This is a genomic window from Bartonella sp. AP11XZML (assembly GCF_042196445.1).
Taxonomy (GTDB): Bacteria; Pseudomonadota; Alphaproteobacteria; order Rhizobiales; family Rhizobiaceae; genus Bartonella.
Map to the genome: position 1 here is coordinate 34124 of NZ_JBHIQF010000091.1, position 25636 is coordinate 59759.

Annotated in this window: 19 protein-coding genes, 3 tRNA genes and 2 pseudogenes; 19 read left to right on the forward strand and 5 right to left on the reverse strand. The window is 37.7% G+C overall.

The window, feature by feature from the left end:
- Positions 1-50: 50 nt before the first annotated feature.
- Positions 51-1013 (forward strand): lipoyl synthase, encoded by a 963-nt coding sequence (gene lipA / locus ACFIMG_RS09455; RefSeq protein WP_375611273.1) that lies wholly within the window; start codon positions 51-53, stop codon positions 1011-1013.
- Between the two features lie 2 nt (positions 1014-1015).
- Entirely contained in the window at positions 1016-1477 is a 462-nt protein-coding gene (locus ACFIMG_RS09460; protein WP_273791149.1) for a type II toxin-antitoxin system RatA family toxin, read from the forward strand.
- Positions 1478-2076: 599 nt separating this feature from the next.
- Here the strand turns inward: ACFIMG_RS09460 and ACFIMG_RS09465 are convergent.
- The 3 genes from ACFIMG_RS09465 to rirA are packed head-to-tail and all read right to left on the reverse strand — an operon-like array spanning position 2077 to position 4220.
- Positions 2077-2565, reverse strand: coding sequence for a CinA family protein (locus ACFIMG_RS09465; RefSeq protein WP_375679133.1), 489 nt, complete (start codon positions 2563-2565; stop codon positions 2077-2079).
- Positions 2562-3752, reverse strand: a complete 1191-nt coding sequence (locus ACFIMG_RS09470; protein ID WP_375679137.1) for a bifunctional 2-C-methyl-D-erythritol 4-phosphate cytidylyltransferase/2-C-methyl-D-erythritol 2,4-cyclodiphosphate synthase — start codon at positions 3750-3752, stop codon at positions 2562-2564. Before ACFIMG_RS09470 ends, ACFIMG_RS09465 begins: the two co-directional genes overlap by 4 nt.
- A gap of 24 nt (positions 3753-3776) precedes the next feature.
- Positions 3777-4220: an iron-responsive transcriptional regulator RirA gene (gene rirA, locus ACFIMG_RS09475; RefSeq protein WP_375611276.1), complete on the reverse strand. Its 444-nt coding sequence runs from the start codon at positions 4218-4220 to the stop codon at positions 3777-3779.
- 172 nt (positions 4221-4392) lie between these two features.
- On the opposite strand from rirA, the gene ACFIMG_RS09480 reads away from it, so the two are divergent.
- The 8 genes and pseudogenes from ACFIMG_RS09480 (at position 4393) to ACFIMG_RS09515 (ending at position 15572) form a co-directional block, all read left to right on the forward strand.
- Positions 4393-6660 (forward strand): ATP-binding protein, encoded by a 2268-nt coding sequence (locus ACFIMG_RS09480; protein ID WP_375631782.1) that lies wholly within the window; start codon positions 4393-4395, stop codon positions 6658-6660.
- A gap of 1 nt (position 6661) precedes the next feature.
- Positions 6662-8020, forward strand: a complete 1359-nt coding sequence (locus tag ACFIMG_RS09485; protein ID WP_375617700.1) for a sigma-54-dependent transcriptional regulator — start codon at positions 6662-6664, stop codon at positions 8018-8020.
- A gap of 4 nt (positions 8021-8024) precedes the next feature.
- Positions 8025-9401 carry a Trk system potassium transporter TrkA gene (gene trkA / locus ACFIMG_RS09490; RefSeq protein WP_375611279.1) on the forward strand — a complete coding sequence of 459 codons (1377 nt, stop codon included), beginning with the start codon at positions 8025-8027 and terminating at the stop codon, positions 9399-9401.
- 10 nt (positions 9402-9411) lie between these two features.
- A pseudogene (locus tag ACFIMG_RS09495) lies at positions 9412-10216 on the forward strand (hypothetical protein).
- 147 nt (positions 10217-10363) lie between these two features.
- Complete coding sequence (clpP, locus tag ACFIMG_RS09500) at positions 10364-10996, forward strand: ATP-dependent Clp endopeptidase proteolytic subunit ClpP (RefSeq protein ID WP_375611281.1); 633 nt, start codon at positions 10364-10366, stop codon at positions 10994-10996.
- A 183-nt stretch (positions 10997-11179) separates the two neighbouring features.
- Positions 11180-12454, forward strand: a complete 1275-nt coding sequence (gene clpX / locus ACFIMG_RS09505) for an ATP-dependent Clp protease ATP-binding subunit ClpX (RefSeq protein ID WP_273723371.1) — start codon at positions 11180-11182, stop codon at positions 12452-12454.
- 183 nt (positions 12455-12637) lie between these two features.
- A complete protein-coding gene (lon, locus tag ACFIMG_RS09510; RefSeq protein WP_375679134.1) occupies positions 12638-15064 on the forward strand; it encodes an endopeptidase La in 2427 nt (808 codons plus the stop codon).
- Between the two features lie 229 nt (positions 15065-15293).
- Positions 15294-15572: an HU family DNA-binding protein gene (locus ACFIMG_RS09515; RefSeq protein ID WP_375611283.1), complete on the forward strand. Its 279-nt coding sequence runs from the start codon at positions 15294-15296 to the stop codon at positions 15570-15572.
- Positions 15573-16649: 1077 nt separating this feature from the next.
- Here the strand turns inward: ACFIMG_RS09515 and trmFO are convergent.
- A complete protein-coding gene (trmFO, locus tag ACFIMG_RS09520; protein WP_375679135.1) occupies positions 16650-18041 on the reverse strand; it encodes a methylenetetrahydrofolate--tRNA-(uracil(54)-C(5))-methyltransferase (FADH(2)-oxidizing) TrmFO in 1392 nt (463 codons plus the stop codon).
- A 134-nt stretch (positions 18042-18175) separates the two neighbouring features.
- Here trmFO and ACFIMG_RS09525 point away from each other — a divergent pair.
- The 6 genes from ACFIMG_RS09525 to ACFIMG_RS09550 all read left to right on the forward strand — a co-directional run bounded on the left by ACFIMG_RS09525 (position 18176) and on the right by ACFIMG_RS09550 (position 24154).
- Positions 18176-18258: transfer RNA gene (locus tag ACFIMG_RS09525), tRNA-Leu, on the forward strand.
- A 135-nt stretch (positions 18259-18393) separates the two neighbouring features.
- Complete coding sequence (gene tig / locus ACFIMG_RS09530; RefSeq protein WP_375638121.1) at positions 18394-19821, forward strand: trigger factor; 1428 nt, start codon at positions 18394-18396, stop codon at positions 19819-19821.
- 130 nt (positions 19822-19951) lie between these two features.
- Positions 19952-21451, forward strand: a complete 1500-nt coding sequence (gene gatB / locus ACFIMG_RS09535) for an Asp-tRNA(Asn)/Glu-tRNA(Gln) amidotransferase subunit GatB (RefSeq protein WP_375628991.1) — start codon at positions 19952-19954, stop codon at positions 21449-21451.
- Positions 21452-21632: 181 nt separating this feature from the next.
- Complete coding sequence (locus ACFIMG_RS09540) at positions 21633-22031, forward strand: NADH:ubiquinone oxidoreductase subunit NDUFA12 (protein WP_375679136.1); 399 nt, start codon at positions 21633-21635, stop codon at positions 22029-22031.
- An 89-nt stretch (positions 22032-22120) separates the two neighbouring features.
- Positions 22121-22546: a DUF2155 domain-containing protein gene (locus tag ACFIMG_RS09545; protein WP_375613043.1), complete on the forward strand. Its 426-nt coding sequence runs from the start codon at positions 22121-22123 to the stop codon at positions 22544-22546.
- 876 nt (positions 22547-23422) lie between these two features.
- Complete coding sequence (locus tag ACFIMG_RS09550; protein WP_375612890.1) at positions 23423-24154, forward strand: rhomboid family intramembrane serine protease; 732 nt, start codon at positions 23423-23425, stop codon at positions 24152-24154.
- Here ACFIMG_RS09550 and ACFIMG_RS09555 read toward each other — a convergent pair.
- Complete coding sequence (locus ACFIMG_RS09555) at positions 24151-24981, reverse strand: TrmH family RNA methyltransferase (protein ID WP_375612889.1); 831 nt, start codon at positions 24979-24981, stop codon at positions 24151-24153. The two genes, ACFIMG_RS09550 and ACFIMG_RS09555, sit on opposite strands and share 4 nt — an antisense overlap.
- 205 nt (positions 24982-25186) lie before the next feature.
- On the opposite strand from ACFIMG_RS09555, the gene ACFIMG_RS09560 reads away from it, so the two are divergent.
- The 3 genes and pseudogenes from ACFIMG_RS09560 to ACFIMG_RS09570 all read left to right on the forward strand — a co-directional run.
- A tRNA-Tyr gene (locus ACFIMG_RS09560) sits at positions 25187-25270 on the forward strand.
- Positions 25271-25301: 31 nt separating this feature from the next.
- A tRNA-Gly gene (locus ACFIMG_RS09565) sits at positions 25302-25375 on the forward strand.
- Positions 25376-25556: 181 nt separating this feature from the next.
- Positions 25557-25636: pseudogene (locus tag ACFIMG_RS09570) on the forward strand (elongation factor Tu); the annotation flags it as partial.

The following is a 25636-nucleotide window of genomic DNA, read 5'->3' on the forward strand; positions in this document are numbered from 1 at the left end:
AAATTTTATATTTTTGATTGTTACTTCGTATTTATAAGGCAAAGGCTCAAATGGTTACGGTTGTTGATAGAGTTGCAAATAGACGATTGCGTCATCCTGAAAAGGCACATCGTCCTGATACAAGCGTTCAAAAAAAGCCAGATTGGATTCGTGTAAAAGCGCCAACATCACCAATTTATAAGGAAACACATGGTATTGTACGTACGCATAAGTTAGTGACTGTATGTGAAGAAGCTGGTTGTCCTAATATTGGCGAATGTTGGAGCCAGAGGCATGCTAGCTTTATGATTTTAGGTGAAATATGTACGCGTGCTTGTGCTTTTTGTAACGTTGCAACAGGTATTCCACTTGCCGTTGATGATAATGAGCCAGAACGTGTCGCTGATGCTGTTGCACGGATGGAATTAAAACATGTTGTCATTACATCTGTTGATCGTGATGATCTTGCTGATGGTGGTGCTGAGCATTTTGCAAAAGTTATTTATGCGATTCGTCAAAAAACTCCTAAAACAACAATTGAAGTTCTTACACCTGATTTTCGTCATAAGGATGGCGCTTTAGAAGTTGTTGTTGCTGCTAAGCCTGATGTTTTTAATCATAACTTAGAAACAGTTCCTTCTAAATATTTGAAGGTCCGTCCAGGGGCACGTTATTTTCATTCAATTCGTTTATTACAACGTGTTAAAGAACTTGATCCAACAATTTTTACAAAATCGGGAATTATGGTTGGCCTTGGGGAGGAGCGAAATGAAGTTTTGCAATTGATGGATGATTTGCGCGCTGCTGATGTTGACTTTATGACAATTGGACAATATTTGCAGCCTACACGAAAACATCATCCAGTTGTTCGTTTTGTGCCTCCTGAAGAATTTGAGTCTTTTGCCAAGATTGGTAAAGTAAAAGGATTTTTACATATGGCCTCCAATCCTCTAACGCGTTCATCTCATCATGCTGGAGATGATTTTGCCATTTTGCAAAAAGCGCGTGATGAAAAATTTTCCTTACAGAGATAATTATGCCGATTTTTACAATACATCGGCAGATCACCCATAGTGCCAGTGAAATGTTTGATCTGGTTTCAGATATTGAGCGTTATCCTGAATTTTTACCAATGTGTGAGTCTTTAATAATACGTTCTCGAAAAGAATATGGAAAAAAAATATTGCTTCTTGCGGATATGACCGTTGGCTATAAGATTATTCGTGAAACTTTTACGACTCAAGTATTTCTTCAGCCGGAAAAAAGTCTTATAGAAGTTAAATATATTGATGGTCCATTCAAATATCTTGAAAATCGTTGGGCCTTTCATGATATTGAAAATACCAATGCATGTAATGTAGAGTTTTTTATTGATTATGAATTTAAAAGTAAAACGCTTGGATTAGTGATGGGCTCAATGTTTGATATTGCGTTTCGTAAATTTACCGAGGCTTTTGAGAAGCGTGCGCATCAGATTTATGGCTCTACGGTAACATAGTCTATTCTGTTATTTTTTAACAATACGTATTGCTTAAACAGCGTGAAGGTGAAAACCGGTTTCCATCTTTACTATTTGTTTTTAATTCAGCTTTCAAAAGCATATTGAGGGAATATCATTTTAAATGATGAAGATGATGCACAGCTTCATGCTTTTGTTTCTCTCTTTTTTAATGGATGCACACTCGTTAAACAAAACGCCCAAATAGAACATGCTTGCGTCATACCCATTTCATAATAGTGCTCATAATAAATAGTATAGATTCTCGTAAAAGTATATAAAATCTACATCTGTACACTTATGAAGAAGTTCTCCTGTATCATTTATTTGCCATCTCTCAAGATGTTGTGCCAGCTCTTAGCACTTGAGAGAGAGGTACAAGTTTTCCTTTCATTAATCATTTTATTTATACAGTTTTTTCTCTTGTGGCGTGTAAGTGAATAAATTTGATTAATTCAACCTACACAGGACTGAAGTGAGATAACTTTACGCTAGTCAGATCGTTCATTTTCAAGTTGTGATATAATAAAATTTTTTCAAGATGTTGACGATTATAGACACGATGGGGAATAAAGAATTTTGAAATTAGTATGGGGAATTCAGTGAAGCAATTCCAGAATCATTTTAAAAGCATTTTCAACAGTTGCGTGGCGGATAGCATTGCGATTAAGATGAGCAAAGTGCATTTCTTTATGCAGGGGAGAGTGGTTTTTGTAAGCAACTGCGCAATGCACAAGTCCTACAGGTTTATCAAGACTTGCACCTCCTGGACCAGCAATTCCTGTTACAGAAACTGCAATGTCAGCTTGTGAATGTTTTAATCCACCCTCAGCCATTGCAAGAGCAACTTCTTTTGAAACGGCGCCATAGATTCTTATAAGTTCAGCACAAACGCCAACAAGGCGTGTTTTGGATTCATTTGAATAAACAACAAATCCACAATCGAGAACATCTGACGATCCTGCTATATTTGTGAGGCATGCAGCAATGAGCCCTCCTGTACAAGACTCTACAGTTGTTAACAGCAAACCTTTTTGGCAACAGGTATTAAGGACTTTACGCGCTTGTTTTTCACAAAAATATGTCATTGGGGAATTTCTCCTGGATAAAGAACGCACGCTGTTGCAAGAGCAGCAATCCCTTCACCACGACCAATAAATCCGAGCTTTTCATTTGTTGTTGCTTTGATAGAGATTCGATCAGGCGTAATTGCAAGTATTGTCATAAGATTTTCTGTCATGGCATGATGATAAGGACCAATTTTAGGATTTTCAGCGATAATTGTGATATCAACATTGGCGATACGACCACCTGCTTGTTTTATAATATCAAGAGCATGATGGAGAAAAATTTCTGATGATACATTTTTCCATTGAGGATCAGAGGGAGGAAAATGTGTACCGATATCTCCAGCACCTTGAGTTGCAAGAAGGGCATCTGTTAATGCATGAAGAGCAACATCCGCATCGGAGTGTCCATTTAATTTTTTATGAAAAGGGATTTTTATACCACATAATATAAGAAAATCACCATCCTCAAAAGAGTGAACATCATAACCATTGCCGGTACGAATATCAGGAAATATTTGCATTTTCTTTTGGAGATATAAATGTGCAGTATTAAAATCTTCATGCCATGTAATTTTTATGTTGTTAGGATCTCCAGGAACGGTACGCATAGGAATTCCAAACCATTCGGCAATTGCGCAATCGTCAGTGAATTCTTGTTTGCAAGCTTGTTTTGCTTGTTTATGGGCCGCTAAGATATGTTCAAAGGGAAAACACTGTGGAGTTTGTGCACTATAAAGATGGGTACGGGGAATTGTTTCTAAAACATGCTGATTATTTATACGTTTAAGGGTATCAGAGATGGGCAGAACAGGAAGAACACCTTCTTGAGGCGTGATAGTGTTGTGAATGTTATTAAGAAGCTTGTTTTCGATAAAAGGGCGTGCACCATCATGAATATGCACATATTGGGGGGCAAATTTTTTGAGTGCCTGAAGTCCATATAAGGTAGAGATTTGACGTGTATTGCCTCCTTCAACGATAATAAGGCGCTCTTTAAAATCGTCAATAGCTTGTTCACAGATTTGACGATCTTCTGGATGAATAACAAGAATAATTGTTGTGATAGCTGGATGCTGCAAAAAACAATGCACGGTATGATAAATAATTGGCTTTTGTCCTAGAAGCCGATATTGTTTTGGAATTTTATGGGGAGATCCTGCTCTTTCACCCCGTCCAGCGGCTAATATTATTGCTGCAATAGAAATACTTAATCTCCTTGTATTATAATCTTAGTTTGCTTTTTTGTCATTAATTTTAAAATGATTTTGAAAGGATGGTTGTTGTAGATCAGCAAGGGATATCACGGATAACACCTCAAAAAAAGCATTTAATGCTTTTTGAAGTGCGGTATTTAAACCACAAAAATCAAACAAGGGGCAAGTTGGTTCTGCAGTATCGAAACATTCTGCGAGGGAAAAGTTGTCTTCTGTTACTTTCACAACATCCGCGACTGAAATTTCTGCTGCGGGTTTAGCCAATCTAACTCCACCATTGCGTCCACGCACTGTTTGTATAAAACCTGCTTGAACAAGCAGCTGAAGGATTTTAAATAAAAAAAGCTCTGAAACGGCATATGCTTTAGCAATTTCTGGAACACGACTGAGAGTTCCCTGATTATCTGCACAATACATGAGCATTCGAAGAGCATAATTTGTTTGTTTTGTTAATCGCATCTCATTTCCTTCGTAAAGTATCGACGAACACAGTCTATTTTAAAGATATTTTGCAAAATGTAGAAGTTTTTTCTCGTTGACTATATTTGCCTATTTTAAATGTAGTATTAGTATTGTCAATTTTTGCTACAAAAGGTTATATGAGAATAATGGGATAAGGGTATGTAAGCTCATGACGAATATAACATCTGTGACGAATCTTCAAGACATAGATAAAAATACTTATAACGATGAGTTGTATCGTTTAAGTAAGGTATATATTTTTTTAGGGATTACAATTATTGTATTGGCTTTACTTACGGCCTCTGTTTCATTTATTATTCTTATTGGATTAACTCCTGTTGTTCCCAGTAGAACAGTAACCCTTATTCTTATAGGAATTAATAGTTTTTGGGTTTTAGGGCTTATTGTCATCGTTTTTTATGAGATGATACCGATCATTCGTGCTTGGCGTTCAAGGCGTGCAGGATCGCGTCTTCATGTGCGCCTTATTTCATTGTTTGCACTTGTTGCGACAATGCCAGCTGTTGCTGTAGCTCTTGTATCGGGTCCAGCACTAAATTTGGGACTTGATCGATGGTTTGATACAACAACGCGGCAAATTGTGGGCTCTTCTATTGATTTAGCAAATGCTTATGCAGATGAAATGCTCCAAAATTTAAAAAATTTATCCTACGCGATGGCATTTGCACTTGATAACAAAAAACTCTTAGAACGTAATCCAGCTGAATATAGGATGCAATTGACGCGTCATGCTCTAGGACGCAATTTGCGTGGTGCATTTTTGTTAAGTTCTAGTGGAGCTATTTTTGTATCGAGTGCTCTTGGTGATGAAGATAAACTGCCAATTCCTCCTTCTCATCTTATTGAACGTGCAACCAGTGCGAGACCTTTTTCTTTTCAACCAGGCGTTCATGATTATTTTGGTATTATTTTAAAATTTACCAATATTCCAAACACATTTTTATATTTGGTGCGTGACGTTGATAAAGGTGTTTTATCTGCTTTGCGTTTGACAGAAGTTAATACAGATCGTTATCGTGATTTAAATGAAAATCGCCTGCTGACACAGATTGCATTTGGTATGCTTTATTTGTGTCTTTTTTTTAGTTTATTCTTATCAGCCATTTGGGCTGCTATTGCTGTTGCTGATCGCTTAGTACGTCCTATTCGTCTTCTCATTAGTGCTGCCGATGATGTTGCTTCTGGAAATATGGAAATTTTCGTGCCAGTACGAGCAAAAGATGGAGATATTGGGCAATTATCCAAAACTTTTAATTACATGGTCAGTGAATTGAAAAGTCGGCGTAATGAATTGATTGCAGTGCGTGATCAAATTGATGAAAGACGGCGTTTTTCTGAAGCTGTGTTATCGGGTGTAACAGCGGGAGTAGCAGGGATAGATGATAATGGTGATATCACCATTATCAATCGGTCTATTGAAGCGATGTTTGATATTCGCTCAGAGCACGTTGTTGGAAAAAGTCTTTTATCTTTAAGCGCTGAAATTTGGCAGGTTTTTCAGTTTGTGCGTTCATTGGATCGTAAAAACCATCGTGAGCAGGTCACTTTAAACGTTGCAGGAAAAGAGCGTGTCTGTAATGTCCAAGTTACGATGGAGGAGGATGATGGACAAGGGCAATCTTGGGTTCTAACAATTGATGATATTACAGACCTTGTTGCAGCGCAACGTACAGCGGCGTGGGCGGATATTGCGCGGCGTATTGCACACGAAATTAAAAATCCTCTTACACCTATTCAGTTATCCGCTGAACGCATTCGTAAACGTTATAACAAAGCTATTACACAAGATAGAGAGGTCTTTGAGCGGTGTATTGACACAATTATTCGGCAGGTTGGAGATATTGGGCGTATGGTTGATGAGTTTTCCTCTTTTGCACGTATGCCCAAACCCAAAATGCATATTTTAGATATACGAGAATTGTTGCGCGAAGCATGTTTCTTGATAGAAGTGACGCGACATGATATTCATTTTGAGCAAGATTTAGGAACTCTACCACTTATGGGTGCATTTGATAACCGTCTCATTGTACAGGCTTTTTGCAATGTTATCAAAAACGCGAGCGAATCCATAGATTCAGTTATGCGAGAGGAAAATATTCACGGTCATATTCTTATCCGTTCTTATCGTCAGGAAGAATGGGTGGTTGTGGATGTTGTTGATAACGGGAAAGGACTTCCTAAAGAGCAAAGACAAAAGTTATTAGAACCCTATATAACAACGCGGGAAAAAGGAACAGGGCTGGGGTTAGCTATTGTGCGCAAAGTTATTGAAGATCACGGTGGTTTCATGGAGCTTCATGATGCACCGGAGAGTTTTTATGAAGGTCGTGGTGCGATGATCCGTTTGATATTTCCAGCGGATGGGGGTAAGCAGGGTAATATTATACAAGCCATAAATCATAAGATAGGGGAATAGTATGGTATCAGATATCTTGATTGTTGATGATGAAGCAGATATTCGTGAGCTTGTTGCTGGTATTTTAGATGATGAAGGTTATGAAACGCGTGTTGCTTGTAACTCTGATGAAGCATTGGCTCAAATTAGTGAGCGTATTCCAAAGCTCATTTTTTTGGATATTTGGCTACAGGGTAGTCGTCTCGATGGTTTAGCACTGCTTGATGAAATTAAAACACAATATCCGGCTCTTCCGGTCGTTATGATCTCTGGTCATGGTAATATTGAGACGGCTGTTTCCGCTATAAAGCGAGGGGCATATGATTTCATTGAAAAACCTTTTAAAGCTGATAGACTTGTATTGGTTGCAGAGAGAACACTTGAAAATTCAAATTTAAAACGTGAGCTTTTAGAATTGCGAAAGCGTTCGAACGAGACATTAGAGTTGCTCGGAAAATCGACAGTTATAAAAAATTTGCGTCAAATCATAGAAAAAGTAGCACCAACCAATAGTCGCATCATGATAACAGGTCCTTCAGGGGCAGGAAAAGAGACTGTTGCACGAACTATTCATGCGCTCTCAACGCGTTCGAATGGGCCATTTGTTACAATAAATGCTGCAACGATTACTCCGGAAAGAATGGAAATAGAGCTGTTTGGCAGCGAAATGGAGGGAAGAGAGCGTAAAATTGGTGCCTTAGAGGAAGCTCATGGCGGTATCTTATATCTTGATGAAATTGCTGACATGCCGCGTGAGACTCAAGGGAAGATTCTTCGGGTTTTAACGGGGCAAACATTTGAGAGAATTGGCGGCACAAAACGTGTTAAGGTGGATGTCCGTATCATTTCTTCGACAGCGCAAAATCTTGAAAACCTCATTTCTGATGGGCGCTTTAGGGAGGATCTTTTTCACCGTCTTTCCGTTGTTCCTATTGTTGTTCCGCCCCTTTCAGCGCGTCGTGAAGATATTCCAGAACTTGTACATCATTTTGTAAAAACAATATCACAGCAGGTTGGGATTAAACCGCGTGCAATCAGTGATGATGTGATTGCTATTTTGCAAACGCACGCTTGGCCGGGTAATGTGCGGCAATTACGTAATAATATTGAGCGTCTTCTTATTCTTGTGCGGGATGGTGATGGTCCTATAACAGCGGACTTTCTTCCCAGTGAAGTAAGTGATTCTTTGCCACGTCTTCAAATGGATTCAGATGAAAGTATAATGGATTTGCCGTTACGTGAAGCTCGAGAATTATTTGAAAAGAGATATTTAGTGGCGCAGATTGGGCGTTTGGGTGGAAATATATCACGTACTGCTGAATTTATAGGCATGGAGCGTTCAGCTTTGCACCGTAAACTTAAAGCGCTTGGAGTTTCTTAAAGCGATGCGTATTATTATTTGTGGAGCAGGACAGGTTGGTTATGGGATAGCAGAGCGTCTTGCTGCTGAAAATCACGATGTTACTGTTATTGATATTGAAACGAGATTAATTGAAAAGATTCGCGATACATTGGATGTGAGAGGTTTTGTTGGTCACGGTTCACGGCCTGAAGTTCTTTTGGCTGCAGATGCAGACAAAGCTGATATGTTGATTGCTGTCACTTTGTTTGATGAAGTTAATATGGTAGCTTGCCAAGTAGCACATTCATTATTTAATGTGCCCACAAAAATTGCTCGTATTCGCTCACAATCTTATTTAGAACCACGTTATAAGACGCTTTTTTCCAGAGAGAATATTCCCATTGATGTGGTTATTTCGCCAGAAGTTGAAGTTGGGGAAATGGTTTTGCGCCGTATTGCTTTACCTGGTGCAATAGATGTTCTTTATTTTTGTAATGATGATATTGTGGCACTAGCTTTGGAATGCATGGAAGATTGTCCCGTTATTAATACACCTTTGCGTCAATTAACAGAGCTTTTTCCAGATCTTCATACGACGGTTACTGCTATTAAACGTGGCGCGGAATTATTGGTTGCACATTCAGAAACGCAATTACGCGTTGGTGATATAACCTATCTTGTTGTTTCTCGTGAACAGATGCGTCGTGCTGTTGGGCTTTTTGGTCATAAAGAACAAGATGCCCACCGCATGATTATTGCAGGGGGTGGTCACATTGGCCTTTATGTTGCACAGGCTATTGAAAAGCGTTTCCATAAATTAAAATTGAAGATTATAGAAGCGCATAGAGAAAGAGCCCTCACAATTGCTGATCAGCTTGAAAAAACAACAGTTTTATACGGTAACGTGTTAGATCCAGTGATTCTTCAAGATGCGGGAATTGATCAGTCCGATTTAATGATTACATTGACCAATCAAGATCAGGTTAATCTCTTAAGCGCTATTATTGCTAAAAGATTGGGCTGCAAAGCCAATATGGTATTGATTAATAATGTTGCCTATCAAGAATTTAGTCGTGCTGTTGGTGTGGATGCATATCTTAATCCCCATAGCGTTACAATATCGAGAATTTTGCAACAAATGCGCCGTGGGCGTATTCGTTCTGTTCATTCAGTTTTTAATGGCCGAGCAGAAATTATTGAAGCTGAAGTGATGCAAACATCTTCATTGGTTGGTAAGTCATTATCAGAGCTCAATTTATCAGATGGTTTGAGAATTGGTGCAATTTATCGCAATAAGACAATAATACAGCTTTCGGCAGATACGCGTATTTTGTCTGGTGATAGAATAGTGATTTTTGCTCTTGCTGATAGGGTTCGTGATGTTGAACAACTCTTTCGCGTAAGTTTAGAATATTTTTGAGATATTATCTATGGATATTTGTACTTTTTGGTATAGTGGACAATTAAGATTGGTGGATAGGCTTTGTTTGTCCTCAATGGTTAAAACTGGACAGCGCGTTAAGCTTTTTAGTTATGATAAAAAAATAGATAATCTCCCTGCTGGTGTTGAGCTGCATGAAGCCGAATCAATTTTACCACGCTCAGCAATTTATCGCCTTGACCCCGATTTTTCTGATGATAAACTAGGATGTACAATTGTTCAGTTCTCGGATTTTTTTCGTGTTATGCTGATGAAATATCAACAAGGTGTTTGGTTAGATACAGATGTTTACCTTGTTAAACAATTTCATCCAGATGCGGATAAGGTTTGGTTGGCAAGAGAAAATAATACAAGAGTAGGCGTTTCTGCACTTTATTTTCCGCCCAATAACCCTATTATAAAAATATTTGAGGATTTATTGGGCTGGCACAGAAATTATTCCTCATTGGCTTGGGTTTAAGCGTCGTGTTTGGAGACCGTTCTGATTAAAGAGGAAAAAAATGCCGATTTTACCGGGAAATCTTGGCGTTACAATATTTGGCAATGATGGTATTTCACGATTAGCAAAACGATATGGTTTTTTTCATGAAGCAAAGGAAACTTTTTATTATTGGACTGGGCGAAAAACTGAACGTATTTTTGAACCAGCTTTTGGCGTAAAGCCGCTTACAGATTCACGCTTGATAGGTTTTCATATTCACAGAAAGACAAAGACTACGAAAAGACCTCAGGAAGGAAGTTTTTACCATTGGGCGGTATCTCGCATTCCGGATGTTCATCATTTGTTTAGGTAGAGTTATTATTGCTATTTTAACTATTGAGATTTTAATCTATCTTATACAATCTCTTGATTGTAGCTTGCACAAGAGAGTAATGTTAACATATGGACAAAAACATTGAATGTGTAAAGAGCGGTTGTTATATGAACGGAAAGTAAAAATATGAGTGATCCAATGAAAACAGCATTAAGCCTTGTTCCTATGGTTATTGAACAAACAAATCGTGGTGAACGGGCCTATGATATTTTTTCCCGTCTTTTAAAGGAACGGATTATTTTTATTAATGGACCTGTTGAAGATGGTATGGCAATGCTTGTTTGTGCACAATTGCTTTTCTTGGAAGCGGAAAATCCTAAAAAAGAAATTAGTCTTTATATTAATTCTCCAGGTGGTGTCGTAACATCTGGTATGGCTATTTATGATACTATGCAGTTTATTCGCCCTCCTGTTTCTACGCTTTGCATGGGGCAAGCGGCATCTATGGGGTCTTTATTATTAACGGCTGGAGCAAAAGGTCATCGTTTTACATTGCCAAACGCACGTATTATGGTGCATCAACCATCTGGTGGTTTTCAAGGTCAAGCTTCAGATATTGAGCGACATGCGCAAGATATTATAAAGATGAAACGGCGTTTAAATGAAATTTATGTTCAACATACGAGTCAAGATTATGAGGTTATAGAGAGAACTCTCGATCGCGATCATTTTATGACAGCAGAAGAAGCCAAAGCGTTTGGCTTAGTTGATGATGTTATACAATACCGTGCAGAAACTGAAAAAGAAGAAAAAGATTAAGAGTTTTTATAGAAAAAACAGCTACTTTAAATCAAAGAGTTTTATAAAAAATATCGCAAAATAAGAGAAACACCTAAAAGTATTGAGACATGCATGGTTTTCTATATGTCTTTTAGTTTTCATGATGAAAAGCTTCCTTTGAAAAGGCAAAGTGTTCATATATTGTGGTGAAAGGAAAGAAAAATGAGCAAAATTAGCAATAGCGGGAACGAATCAAAAAATACTCTCTATTGCTCGTTCTGCGGCAAGAGTCAGCATGAGGTGCGTAAGCTCATTGCGGGGCCTACTGTATTTATCTGTGATGAATGTGTAGAGCTTTGCATGGATATTATTCGGGAAGAAAATAAGTCTTCTGGGGTTAAGGTGCGTGATGGTGTTCCTACGCCACAGGAAATTATAACAGTTCTTGATGACTATGTTATTGGTCAGCAGCATGCAAAGCGTGTTCTTTCTGTTGCTGTTCATAATCATTATAAACGGTTGGCGCATCAGTCTAAAAGCAATGATATTGAGTTGGCTAAATCAAATATTCTTCTTGTTGGTCCAACGGGTTGTGGTAAAACTTATCTTGCACAAACATTAGCACGTATTATTGATGTGCCTTTTACGATGGCGGATGCGACCACTTTGACTGAAGCGGGTTATGTGGGAGAAGATGTTGAAAATATTATTTTGAAGCTTCTTCAAGCAGCAGATTATAATGTTGAACGTGCGCAGCGTGGTATTGTTTATATTGATGAGGTTGATAAGATTTCTCGTAAAGCAGACAATCCTTCTATTACAAGAGATGTTTCGGGGGAAGGAGTTCAGCAAGCATTATTAAAAATTATGGAAGGAACGATTGCTTCTGTTCCTCCTCAAGGTGGACGTAAGCATCCGCAACAAGAGTTTCTTCAGGTTGACACCACAAACATCTTATTCATTTGTGGGGGAGCTTTTGCAGGTTTAGAACGGATCATTTCAGGTCGTGGTGAAAAAACTTCTATTGGTTTTTCTGCGACTGTTAAGGCTCCGGATGAGCGTTGTGTCGGTGAAATTTTTCGTGATTTAGAGCCTGAAGATCTTATTAAATTTGGTTTAATACCAGAATTTATTGGGCGGCTTCCTATAGTCGCTACCTTAGAGGATTTAGATGTTAACGCCCTCATGCAAATTTTATCCCAACCTAAAAATGCGTTAGTAAAGCAATATCAGCGTCTTTTTGAAATGGAAAATGTTGAGTTAGCATTTCATGAAGATGCTTTACGTGTTATTGCAAAGAAAGCAATTGAACGTAAAACTGGTGCTCGTGGTTTACGTTCTATTATGGAGAAGATCCTTCTTGAGACGATGTTTGAGCTACCGGCTCTTGAAGGCGTTCAAAAAGTGGTTATTTCGAGTGATGTCGTTGATGGGAAAGCGCGTCCTCTTTATATTTACTCAGAACGTGCAGAAGATAAAGAAAATGTATCAGCATGACATTGTGCGATGCACAATATAAAAGGTGGTAGTGAACGGTATTTGATAGGTGTTTCTAATAATATCATTATAATGCTTGATTTATGTATGAGTAATTACCACTTCATGTACAGTGAAGAGCTGAGATTTTCTAAAGGTGGGCTAATTGTTGTAGATAGCTCATAGGCTCCAGAAAGGAGAGTTATGCAATATATTGATGAAAAGACAGATGAAGTAAGAGATGGGGTTTATGCTGTTTTACCTCTTCGTGATATTGTTGTCTTCCCCCATATGATTGTTCCACTTTTTGTGGGCCGCGAAAAATCAATTCGTGCTCTTGAAGAAACGATGGCGGTTGATAAGCAAATACTATTGGTGACACAAAAAAATGCTTCTGATGACGATCCAAAATCAGAGGATATTTATCATATTGGTACATTTGCTAATATTCTTCAACTTTTAAAGCTTCCTGATGGTACTGTAAAGGTTTTGGTTGAAGGAACTGCACGTGCAAAAATTAGTCAATTTGCTTTAAGTGAAGGTTATCATCAGGCTTTTGCAACTGTTACAGAAGAACCTAGAGAGAGTGATGTTGAGATTGAAGCTCTTTCAAGGTCAGTGATTACTTATTTTGAAAACTATGTAAAGCTTAATAAAAAAATCTCTCCTGAAGTTGTGAATGCGATTGGCCAGCTTGATAATCCTTCTAAGCTTGCCGATACGATCGCTTCTCATTTGATGATTAAACTGGCAGAAAAACAGGAAATATTAGAGCTCTTACCTGTGCGGGCCCGTCTTGAACGTGTTTTGTCCTTCATGGAAGGAGAAATTTCTGTTTTGCAGGTTGAAAAACGTATTCGTTCGCATGTTAAACGGCAAATGGAAAAAAACCAACGAGAATATTATCTCAATGAGCAGATGAAGGCTATTCAAAAAGAGTTAGGAGCAGGTGATGATAGCCGAGATGAACTCTCTGAATTAGAAGAACGTATCAAGAATACAAAACTATCCAAGGAAGCACAGGAAAAAGCTGGAGCAGAATTGAGAAAATTACGGAATATGTCTCCTATGTCTGCAGAAGCGACAGTTGTACGTAACTATCTTGATTGGTTATTAGCAATGCCTTGGGGTAAAAAATCTAAGATTAAAAACAATTTAGATTTTGCTGAAAAGGTCATGAATAATGAACATTTTGGTCTTGAAAAAGTTAAGGAGCGAATTATTGAATATTTGGCCGTACAAAGTCGCGCGTCAAAGATAAAAGGTCCCATTATTTGTTTGTTAGGTCCTCCAGGTGTAGGGAAAACATCATTAGCGCGCTCTATTGCAAAGGCAACGGGACGTGAGTATGTTCGTATCTCATTGGGAGGTGTCCGAGATGAAGCAGAAATTCGTGGACATCGCCGAACATATATTGGATCGATGCCTGGAAAAATTATCCAGTCTATGAAAAAAGCAAAAAAATCTAATCCGCTTTTCTTGCTTGATGAAATTGATAAAATGGGCCAAGATTTTCGTGGCGATCCTTCATCCGCTTTATTAGAAGTTCTTGATCCTGAACAAAATGGTACATTCATTGATCACTATTTGGAAGTTGAATATGATCTTTCTGATGTCATGTTTATCACAACTGCCAATACGCTTAATATTCCGGGTCCGTTAATGGATCGTATGGAAATTATTCGTATCGCTGGTTATACTGAATGTGAGAAAATGGAAATTGTTAAACAGCATCTTTTACCAAAGGCACTAAAAGATCACTGTTTGTCTAAAAAAGAACTCAGTATTTCTGATGGAGCACTAAGGTCAATTATTCAGTTTTATACACGTGAGGCAGGCGTTCGTAACCTTGAACGTGAACTCATGAAAATTTCCCGCAAATCCGTTACAAAAATTCTCAAAACGCATCAAAAATCTGTAAAAGTTACAGAAAGTAATATTCATGATTTCTTGGGTGTTAAACGTTATCATTACAATCAAATTGAAGGAGAAAATCAAATTGGTGTTGTAACAGGTCTTGCGTGGACAGAAGTCGGTGGAGAGTTATTGACCATTGAAGGAGTTATGATGCCCGGCAAAGGGAAGATGACTGTAACTGGAAATTTACGTGATATTATGAAAGAGTCCATTTCAGCGGCAGCATCTTATGTACGTTCTCGTGCTGTTGATTTTGGTATTGAACCTCCACTTTTTGAAAAACGCGATATCCATGTTCATGTTCCAGAGGGTGCGACACCAAAAGATGGCCCATCGGCTGGGATTGCAATGGTGACAGCAATTGTTTCGGTCCTTACAGGAGTAGCTGTGCATAAAGATATTGCAATGACTGGTGAAATTACTTTACGTGGACGCGTTTTACCCATTGGTGGATTAAAAGAAAAACTCTTAGCAGCTCTTCGAGGAGGGATAAAAAAAGTACTTATTCCTGAAGAAAATGCAAAAGATTTGGTTGATATTCCTGATGATGTCAAAAATAATATGGAAATTATTCCGGTAAATCATGTGAGTGAAGTTTTGAAACACGCGTTGGTTCGTTTTCCAGACACTATTGAATGGAAAGAACCCTCTACAGGGGCTGTGCCAATCCGGTCAGAGAGCAGTGATAGTGAAGGAATACAGATTGCGCACTGATTCACTTATCTCATTTATAACGGCATTTTTTAGGTGGTAGAAGATGTTGTTGAGGTTATTATTCTGTTTTTTGTTGGAAAAAGTGAAAAATTCCGTGAATAACTGTGATTATTGCTAAAAAAACAATGTTTTGGATAAAAATAAGACTTCTGTTTGCTGTACTTTTCAATAAACTGACCAATAACATGATTAAGTCATGTTCAGGTAATATAGGGAAAGGAAATATTTTATGAATAAAAGTGAATTCGTTAGCTCCGTTGCTGAAAAGGCAGGTGTTTCGAAAGCGCAAGCTGGTGCTGTTGTTGATGCTTTTATGGCTTCTGTAACAGAAGCTTTGGCTTCAGGGGGAGATGTTCGTCTTCCAGGTTTTGGCACTTTTGAAGTTTCTCATCGTGCTGCAACAAAGGGGCGTAATCCTTCAACTGGTGCTGAAATCGATATTCCAGCACGTTCTGTACCCAAATTTTCTGCAGGAAAAAGCCTTAAAGAAGCAGTTAATAAAAAATAATTTAAGCTACATTAAAAAAACCCGATTTATTTATAAGCGGGTTTTTTTAACACATGTGTTATGCTTGTTTTTCACATAAAACTTTGAGATCCTTGCGATATTTTTTATTTTCATGTATTGCTGGAAATATATTGTTTTTAGTCTTCTCAATGAAATATTGTACTGTATTAATTGAGCGCGGGTATGGCTTATAAAATGTAATATTAACTTTTATTACGCTGAAGTGTTACGGTATTTATTTCAAAACAAGATCCGTAAATAATATGAAGCGGAAAACTCTGTAAAGTCCATAAAAGTTATTATATATCACCATTTACGCTTAATAAAAGTGCATGTTGGTGCCACCGTGCTATCTATTTTCTCAGTTCCTATAATGTTGCGACTAGCCCCAGATATCTGAGACGAGTGCATAAGGGATAGTTTTATTCTTTTACTCTTATACGCCAACCTTTCTTGTGACGCACCAAGAGGATAATTTTATTGATTTATTATAAGATCCTGAAATAAAAAAATCTTTTGATATTCAGATTTGGTTTTTAATATTGGGATTTTTCTTGGCATTTGAGAGGGGAGAGATAGCTCCAGCTCTATCCTACAAATATTTTTTCCATATCTTTATTTCACTTGTGATATGCAAGCGAGTATTTTTCCTTCATCATACAAGAGTTAAAATGAGAGAACATCACAAATTTTGAGGGAGGAAGTTAAAAAACAGAAAAATTACTCTTATAAAATAATATACATTACGTAATATAAAAACTATTAATAAAGATATTACAGTATTACTTGTGTATTTCCATTTATTTATTTTGATTATTCATAATATATTTATATAATTATTTTGTTTTTAGTCATTAAATCATATTAAATTATTGATAGCGGTAAAGTTTTTTATAGCCAAAAGTTATTTTACAGCATCTACATAATTGAATAAATGATGAAACGTAGGGTAGTATTTATTGATTGGGGGAGACAGTCTTTAAAAGGCTTTAGAATGATTTTTTCACGAGAGTCATAAAGATCTATTCAGTAGGAGAGAGGCGAATCGTGTGTTTTTTATAAACAGGAGCTCTTTGATTATTTATTTGCTAACCACTGAGTACAATCATTGAGAGCTCTCGCTGTTATGGCTTGTTTTTTTACTAATTTTTTTTCTTTACTTGGTAAACGTTTCCCTGAATGTTTAATAGAAGCAATAGGGGGAAAAAGTCCGAAATTGATATTCATTGGCTGAAAAGACTGTGTTTCTGCTTTTTCATCTATGATGTGTCCCCCCGTAATATGATTCAAAAGGGCTCCGAATGCTGTAGTTTGTGGGGGTAGGCAAGGGGAAATATGATGATATTCGGCAGCAGCAAAACGTCCAGCAAGAAGCCCTATTGCCGCTGATTCTACATAACCTTCACATCCGGTAATTTGCCCTGCAAAGCGTAGTTGTTTTTTTTGTTTTAAACGAAGGGTTTGATCAAGAATAATTGGCGAGTTGAGGTAGGTATTGCGGTGAAGACCACCAAGACGCGCAAACTCTGCTTTTTCAAGACCTGGAATCATTCTAAAAATACGAATTTGTTCACCATATTTCAGTTTTGTTTGAAAGCCGACCATATTATAAAGCGTTCCAAGTTTATTATCTTGGCGTAATTGAACGACAGCGTAGGGTTTAACTGTAGGGTTATGGGCATTAGTTAAGCCCATAGGTTTCATAGGACCATGTCTTAACGTTTCAAGTCCGCGCTCAGCCATAATTTCAATGGGGAGGCATCCATCAAAATAGGGCGTTTTTTCAAAGTCACGAAACTCTGTTTTTTCAGCATTTTTTAACGCTTCAACGAATGTTTCATATTGTTCTTTGTTGAGGGGACAATTAAGATAATCTTTTCCTGTTCCCTCAGGACCAATTTTATCATAGCGAGACTGATACCAACAAATGTTGATATCAATACTGTCGGTATGGATAATAGGCGCAATTGCATCAAAAAAAGAAAGAGCTTTTATACCGGTTATTGCTTGTAATTTTTGAGCAAGTGCAGGCGATGTAAGGGGGCCTGTTGCAATGACAACATGTTTCCAAGCTTTAGGAATTTCTTGAACTTCTTCACGTTTGATTGTTATAAGAGGGTGGTTTTCAAGTGCTGTCGTAACGGTTTTTGAAAATCCATCACGGTCAACAGCAAGAGCACTACCTGCGGGAACTTTGTTGGCATCAGCAGCTTTCATAATTAACGATTTTGCTAATCGCATTTCAGCATGTAAAAGTCCTACGGCATTTGTTAATGAATCATCGCAACGAAACGAATTTGAACAAACCAGTTCTGCCAATTTATCGGTTTTATGGGCATCTGATTTTTTTTCGGGTCGCATTTCATGCAAAACAACAGAAATTCCTGACTGAGCGATTTGCCAGCTTGCTTCACACCCCGCAAGACCGCCACCGATGATATGAATTGGGATATCAAATGTCTTTAACATAATTGACTTTTAGCGTAAGCAGTTATGTATGAAAAGCATAGATTTTGTTTTTTTTAATATATTTGTTTGCTTTTTTTCTGTAATTAATGGTATAGAAACGCCGCTTGTATAAGGTTATTAGCTTGTAAGTTTGAGCGGATGTGGCGAAATTGGTAGACGCACCAGATTTAGGTTCTGGCGGGAGACCGTGGGGGTTCGAGTCCCTCCATCCGCACCAAAGCAATCCCTTAAGTGCTACGGATTTCTACGTGTCTGAAATTCCGCTTCATGGTAAATGTAACACTCGAAGTGTTAGAATGTAATGATTATTAGAGTGGGTTGATCCCTCTCCTTAGAAAAATGAAGGTGTTTAATGCAGGTTACCGAGACGCTTAATGAAGGACTGAAGCGCGAAATTAAGATCGTGGTTCCAGCGAAAGATTTAGAAGAAAAGTTGAATGAACGATTGGATGATACCAAGGGAAAAATCAAGCTTAATGGTTTTCGTCCCGGTAAAGTGCCTAGTGGGCATTTGCGAAAAATGTATGGTAAATCCTTTATGGCGGAGATTCTCAATGAGATACTCAGTGATGCACCCCGTTCTATTTTAGCAGACCGCAATGAACGTGCAGCGATGCAGCCAAAAATTGATATAGATGAAGATGAAAAAATTCTAGATGGCAAAGCTGATTTTACTTTTAGTTTAAAGTATGAAGTTTTACCAAAAATTGACATTAAAGATTTTGAACATATTAAGGTTATCCGTGAAATTGCAACTATTCCTGAACAGGATATTGATGATCAAGTCAATCGCGTCCTTTCTTCTACGCGTAATTATTCTCTAAAAGAGGGGAATTCTGAAGAAGGTGATCGCATTACCATAGATTATCAAGGTAAGCTTGAAGGCGTTCCATTTGAAGGTGGGGCAGATAGTGATGCACAACTGATTCTTGGGTCAAAACAATTTATTCCTGGTTTTGAAGAGCAATTGGTTGGTGTGAAAGCTGGGGATGTAAAAACGATTTTTGTTAAATTTCCTGATAATTACAGTGCGGCACATTTGGCAGGACGGGAAGCAGAGTTTGACATTACTGTCAAAGCTGTCTTTAAACCAGATGAATTAAAAATTGATGATGAAGCAGCGCAAAAAGTTGGTTTAGAGTCTCTAGATCGCTTACGTGAGGTCGTTCGTGGGCAGATTGAAAGCCAATATGGTTCAGTGACACGTCAAAAAGTTAAGCGTCAAATTCTTGATGCTTTAGATGCTGATTATAATTTTGAGATTCCTGAAGAACTTTTAGAGGTTGAGTTTAACAATATATGGGCTCAGGTTAATGATGATTTGAAAAAGGCTGGGCGCAGTTTTGAAGATGAAGGTATTACAGAAGAAAAGGCACGTGAGGAATATCGTGTCCTTGCGCAGCGTCGTGTTCGTCTTGGTTTGGTGCTTTCTGAAATTGGAATGAAGGTTGGTGTTAAAGTTAGTGAGGATGAGCTAAAAGCAGCAGTTTTTGATCAGGTTCGCCAATATCCAGGACAAGAGAAAGAGATTATGGATTTTTTCCGTAAGACTCCGGAAGCTGTTGAAAATCTACGTGCTCCGATTTTTGAAGAAAAGGTCATTGATCATTTATTAGCACAGATAAAAGTCACAGATAAAGAAGTGACGGTTGAAGAGTTGATGAAAGAATATGACGAATCAGATGTCCCTGAAGAAAAGCAGGCAAAGAAAAAGTCTGAAGTGAAAGAAACGTCTACAGAGAAAAAACCAGCTAAGAAAAAGGCTCCTAAAAAAGCTTAATATTTATGCAAACAACACAAGCCCGATAAAATCGGGCTTGTGTTGTAAGATTTATATCCTAGGATTGCACTGAGAGAATGGTTTTAGATAAGCCATGAGTGAATTTTAAAATATTGGTAGTGGATTGGCAATGAGCATCATTGATACGCGTACTCCTGATTCTAAGCGTTTTATTTCTGGAGTTACAGGTGATTGGGAAGTCATCATTGGCATGGAAGTTCATGCGCAAATCATATCAAATTCGAAACTTTTTTCAGGAGCATCAACCAAATTTGGTGCAGAGCCGAACAATCATGTATCACTTATTGATGCAGCCATGCCAGGTATGTTGCCTGTTCTTAATCAAGAATGTGTTCGTCAAGCGGTTCGAACGGGGTTAGGATTAAAGGCGCATATTAATTTAAAATCTGTTTTTGATCGCAAAAACTATTTTTATCCAGATTTACCGCAGGGGTATCAGATTTCTCAATTTCGCTATCCCATTGTAGGAGAGGGAAAGATTATTATATCTGTTGGTCCAGATTCGAATGGCCAATTTGAGGATATTGAAGTGGGAATTGAGAGGTTGCATCTTGAACAGGATGCTGGAAAATCGATGCACGATCAACATCCAACGATGTCTTTTGTAGATCTTAATCGTTCTGGTGTTGCTCTTATGGAAATTGTTTCCAAGCCTGATATGCGCTCATCAGATGAAGCCAAAGCCTATATGACAAAATTGCGTACGATTGTTCGTTATTTGGGCACTTGCGATGGCAATATGGATGAAGGTTCTATGCGTGCAGATGTCAATGTATCTGTTCGTCGTCCTGGTGAAGATTTTGGAACGCGCTGTGAAATTAAAAATGTTAATTCTATTCGCTTTATTGGTCAAGCAATTGAATATGAAGCGCGTCGTCAGATCGCAATTTTAGAAGATGGAGGCGTCATAGATCAAGAGACTCGGCTTTTTGATGCCGCTAAAGGTGAAACGCGTTCTATGCGCTCAAAGGAAGAAGCGCATGACTATCGTTATTTTCCTGACCCTGATCTTTTACCATTAGAATTTGATCAAGCATTTGTGGATGCTTTGGCAGCAGACTTACCAGAATTGCCTGACGCTATAAAAGCACGTTTTATTAAGGAAATGGGATTGACAGTGTATGATGCTTCCATTCTTGTGACAGAAAAGGCTATTGCTGATTATTTTGAAGAGGTAGCGCGTGGGCGTGATGGAAAAATAGTTGCCAATTGGGTGATTAACGACCTTTTAGGGGCTTTAAATAAAGATAATCGTGAGATTGAAGAGTCACCAGTATCGCCAAATCAATTGGGAAGCATTATTGATCTTATAAAAGAAGGAGTTATTTCTGGAAAAATTGCCAAAGATCTTTTTGAGATTATTTGGAATGAGGGGGGAGATGCACGCCAAATTGTAGAAGAACGAAATATGAAGCAGGTAACGGATACAAAGGCTATTGAAAGAGCTGTTGATGAGATCGTTGCCAATAATTCTGATAAAGTTGCGCAAGCAAAGCACAAACCTGCTTTAGCTGGTTGGTTTGTTGGACAGGTAATGAAAGTAACAGGTGGTAAGGCAAATCCCCAAGCTGTTAATGAATTGGTTAAGATGAAACTTGGCATAGATTAAATTTTATGGGGTGGAGAAGAAGCCATACATATGATATCTTCTTGAAATTAAAGGATAGCACGTTAACCTATCAATTGGAATTGTAGTTGAATTTACTAGTAACTTTTTCGATAATTTCAATCGTTAATAATTTTATTCCAACGATTAATTTCATGAGCGCACTAAATGAATGGAATAGCAGATGGCTCGTTTTTTTAAGCAAATCTTCACATGGTGGAATGGTAATACCATTGGTACGCGTTTTTTCACATGGCGCAAAGGTAAGCGGATAGGGGAAGATCAGTTTGGAAATATATATTATGAAGGAGGATTTCATAAGGATGGTTATCCGCACCGTTGGGTTATCTATAAAGACTATTCTGAGGCCTCTACTATTCCACCAGGTTGGCATGGCTGGATTCATCATCGCTGTGAGTGTCCACCAACACAAGAGGATTATCATCCTTATGAATGGGAAAAGTCTCATGTTGCAAATATGACAGGAACAAGTGAGGGCTATCGACCAAAGGGAGCTATCACCTCCAATGGAGAGCGTTCTTGTGTGCATGAAGATTATGATGCGTGGTCACCTAAAAAATAACATGTTTTAATGTGCGTGTGTATTTTTGTCTTATTTGACTCTATGTTATGAAAAGAATTATTTTTTAAGGTGCGATTGATTTTGATATGATGAGATTTTTTTTATTGTTAGGGGTGAGGCATTTTATATATATTTTTTTAATGGGAATTTTAGTGTTTTTATCCTTAAATAATGGGGTGCGGGCTGAGCGTATTAGCAATGGAATTGCTGTTTTTGCAGGTCTTGACAAAATCACGGGACGGACAACACGTTTTGAAGTTACTCTTGGTAAAATTTATCAGTACGGTGCATTACAGGTAACACCACGTGCGTGTTATACGAGCTCTAAAGATGAACCCACGCGTACAACTGGTTTTGTTGAAGTCAATGAAGTAACATTAGATAAAAAAGTACGGCGTATTTTTACGGGATGGATGTTTGCAGATAGTCCTGGTTTGAACGCTGTTGAGCATCCTATTTATGATGTGTGGTTAAAGGATTGCAAGCAGAATGCTCAAGATCTTCCTCTTCAATAATTAGTGTGTTATCTATTTATAATACATTGATTTATAATGGTCCTTTATCATTTTACAACTTAATAGCAAATTCCTATGATTACCTCATTTAATTTTTTTTATATTGAATAATCCAAACTATTCTCTTGCGCGTTACAAGTGGCGGATGTGTCAATAACACTGTCTAAAAAAGGAATAAAAAATTCCGTCATGAACTGTTTAAATTCAAAGATGCATCATTAGAATCAACATATTTTTTAAGTGTTTCATAAGAGACAGTTCTTGAATTATATCTGTTAAAGGTTGAAATGAAAGGCTTGTTTATATTTGTTAAAGAGATGAACTGACGCTTTTGCATGTATGAGGGAAACAGATTATCAAGTAAGTAATTTATCATGAAACACTAATTATTATATCTAGAGAACGCTGTATTGGTATTTTTTCTCATAGAGATGTCGTTTTTCGTTCAAAGCATAGAAGCAATGCAGGCCATATTAATGGAAAAATTGAGATTTAAGATTCTTTAAAGTTTATCAATCGAAGTATAGCTTGGTTAAAAAATGCAATAATCAATATATTTCTAGTAAGAAAATAATGTTTATATATTTTTATTATACACCACTTCATAAGTGAGTTTGTCTATTCGTAAGTTCTTGTGTATTGCATGGTAACTTCACATTTAAGTAAGCGGGATACCACTAAGTTTGTAAATCATATTCTTGATATCCATGCTTTTTAAAATCTTTTGTATAAAATACACGTGTTTTCATGTAGAGCTATTGAAAATTTAAAAAGGGGTTTCGAAGAGGCGTTGAGAAGATTCTGCATCACTGGGAATGGTATATTTATTTTGTATAAAGTATAACCCATTTTCTAAAAAATACGAGATTTTATACAATGAAAGTTTCTAGTCACCAACATAATGATGTTTCCCGATTGCCAAAACAACCTAAAGAACCCTTATTGAATGTTCCATTTATTATAGTTGTTTTGATAGCATTTTGTTTTTGTCTTTATTGCATTTCTCAGTATTTTTTTTCTCATCAGGTTTATGTTGAAAGTCTTGAGCTTTTTTCATTTATACCAGCATTGTTTAAGAGGGATCCTGTAGCATTTTGTTATACCATGGTGAGTTATTCATTTATGCATAGTAGTTTTAAACATGTTGCTCTTAATATGGTTTGGCTTTTGGTTTTCGGCTCTCCTTTAGCAAGGCATTTTGGTGTTTTACGTTTTTTAATTTTTTGGGTGTTAACGGCAGTTATTTCTGTTTTGACTTATTTTACATTTCATCAAGAAAGTACCATATCACTTATTGGGGCGTCAGGTGCCGTATCTGGAATGATGGGTGCTATTGCACGTTACGGTTTTCCTAGTGGTAATCTAGCTGTCAATGCGCAGAACGAAAAACTTTTAGGACCTTTATTATCTGTCAAAAAAGCTCTGTGTTCTAAGGGGGTTCTTGTTTATATGAGTGTATGGCTGACGACTGATTTGATCATAGGTATTTCTTCTATTTTGTTTGAAGAAAATGGCATCTCAATAGCATGGGAAGCTCATATTGGCGGGTTTTTTGCGGGTTTTTTGTTGGTTGGTTTTTTTGATGTTTCACAAAAAATTAAAAACTAGAATCTAAGATATTGATGTGCCACATAAAGAGCTATTGTTGCTGCATTTGAAACATTTAATGATTTAATATTTCCAGGCATGTCAAGGCGTGTTAAAGCGCAAACGGTTTCGCGTGTTTTTTTACGTAAACCTTTACCTTCTGCTCCTAAAACAAGAGCAATTTTATTCCCTGTTAATGCTGTTTCTAGAGGTTGGTCACCTTCTGAATCGAGACCAAAGCTTGTAAAACCTGTTTGATGAAGTTCTTGAAGAGCTTCAGCAAGGTTTCGTACGGTAATATAATGAATCATTTCCAGAGCTCCAGATGCCGCTTTCGCAAGAACACCGCTTTCGTGGGGAGAGTGACGGCAAGTTGTAATAAGTGCTTTAGCTTTCAATGCAACTGCAGAGCGCATAATAGCGCCAACATTATGTGGATCGGTAATTTGATCCATGACAATGACCAGATCAGTATTGGTTAGTTCCGACAGTTTGCATGGTTTGAGGGGGAGAGTTTCCAAAACAATACCTTGATGAACAGCCTCACTTCCAACAAGCGAATCAAGATATTTGGGGGTGCATAATGTAACAGAGCAAGGATAATCTGATTCGGATATATTTAATCGTTTTAAGGCATTTTGTGTAACGTAAAGACATTTTAAAATTCTTTTTGGGTTTTCTAAAGCAGCCTGAACAGAATGAATGCCATAAAGATGGATGATCTCTTGCTGTAAAGAAGCAGCTTTCTTCTTTGGGTGTGTAAAAGATCGAGAAGGAGAGCCTTTTGTATCGCGATATCGGCGACGCAAACGAGCATAATGAGAATTTTGTGATGTTTTTTCTTTCATAGCTTCTTTATAACGTGTTAATAAGAAAAATAGAGAGAAAAAATCTATGATTTAAAATTATGAGCAGGAAATTTGTACAGAATTGTATTTATTCTGTTGACAGATACAATAGTAATCGTCATAACCACTTCGCAATCAGATTGAATTGAATGGGTATTCAAGATGGTTGTCGTGATGTCTCATTGCGCGACTTTATCGGTGGAATGGAGGGGTGCCCGAGTGGTTAAAGGGGGCGGACTGTAAATCCGTTGCGTATGCTACGTTGGTTCGAATCCAACCCCCTCCACCATTCATCGAAGGAGAGTTAGTACGTGGGTCATGCGGGTATAGCTCAATGGTAGAGCAGCAGCCTTCCAAGCTGAATATGCGGGTTCGATTCCCGCTACCCGCTCCAAATGGTTGTTGATGATTGGGCAAATAGGTATGGTGGAGGATATTCCATTTATAGATTTGGTGGGGTTTTCCGTCTAAGAGTTGTGGTGATTGGGCTGTTTACAGTCTGGTCAGACTTAAGTTTTGCAGAATTGTCCCTAGGTGCTAATAAAAATAGGGAATAAAACAAGAGATTAATAGCAATGGCGAAGAGCAAGTTTGAACGAACAAAACCGCATGTTAATATTGGTACGATTGGTCACGTTGATCATGGGAAGACCTC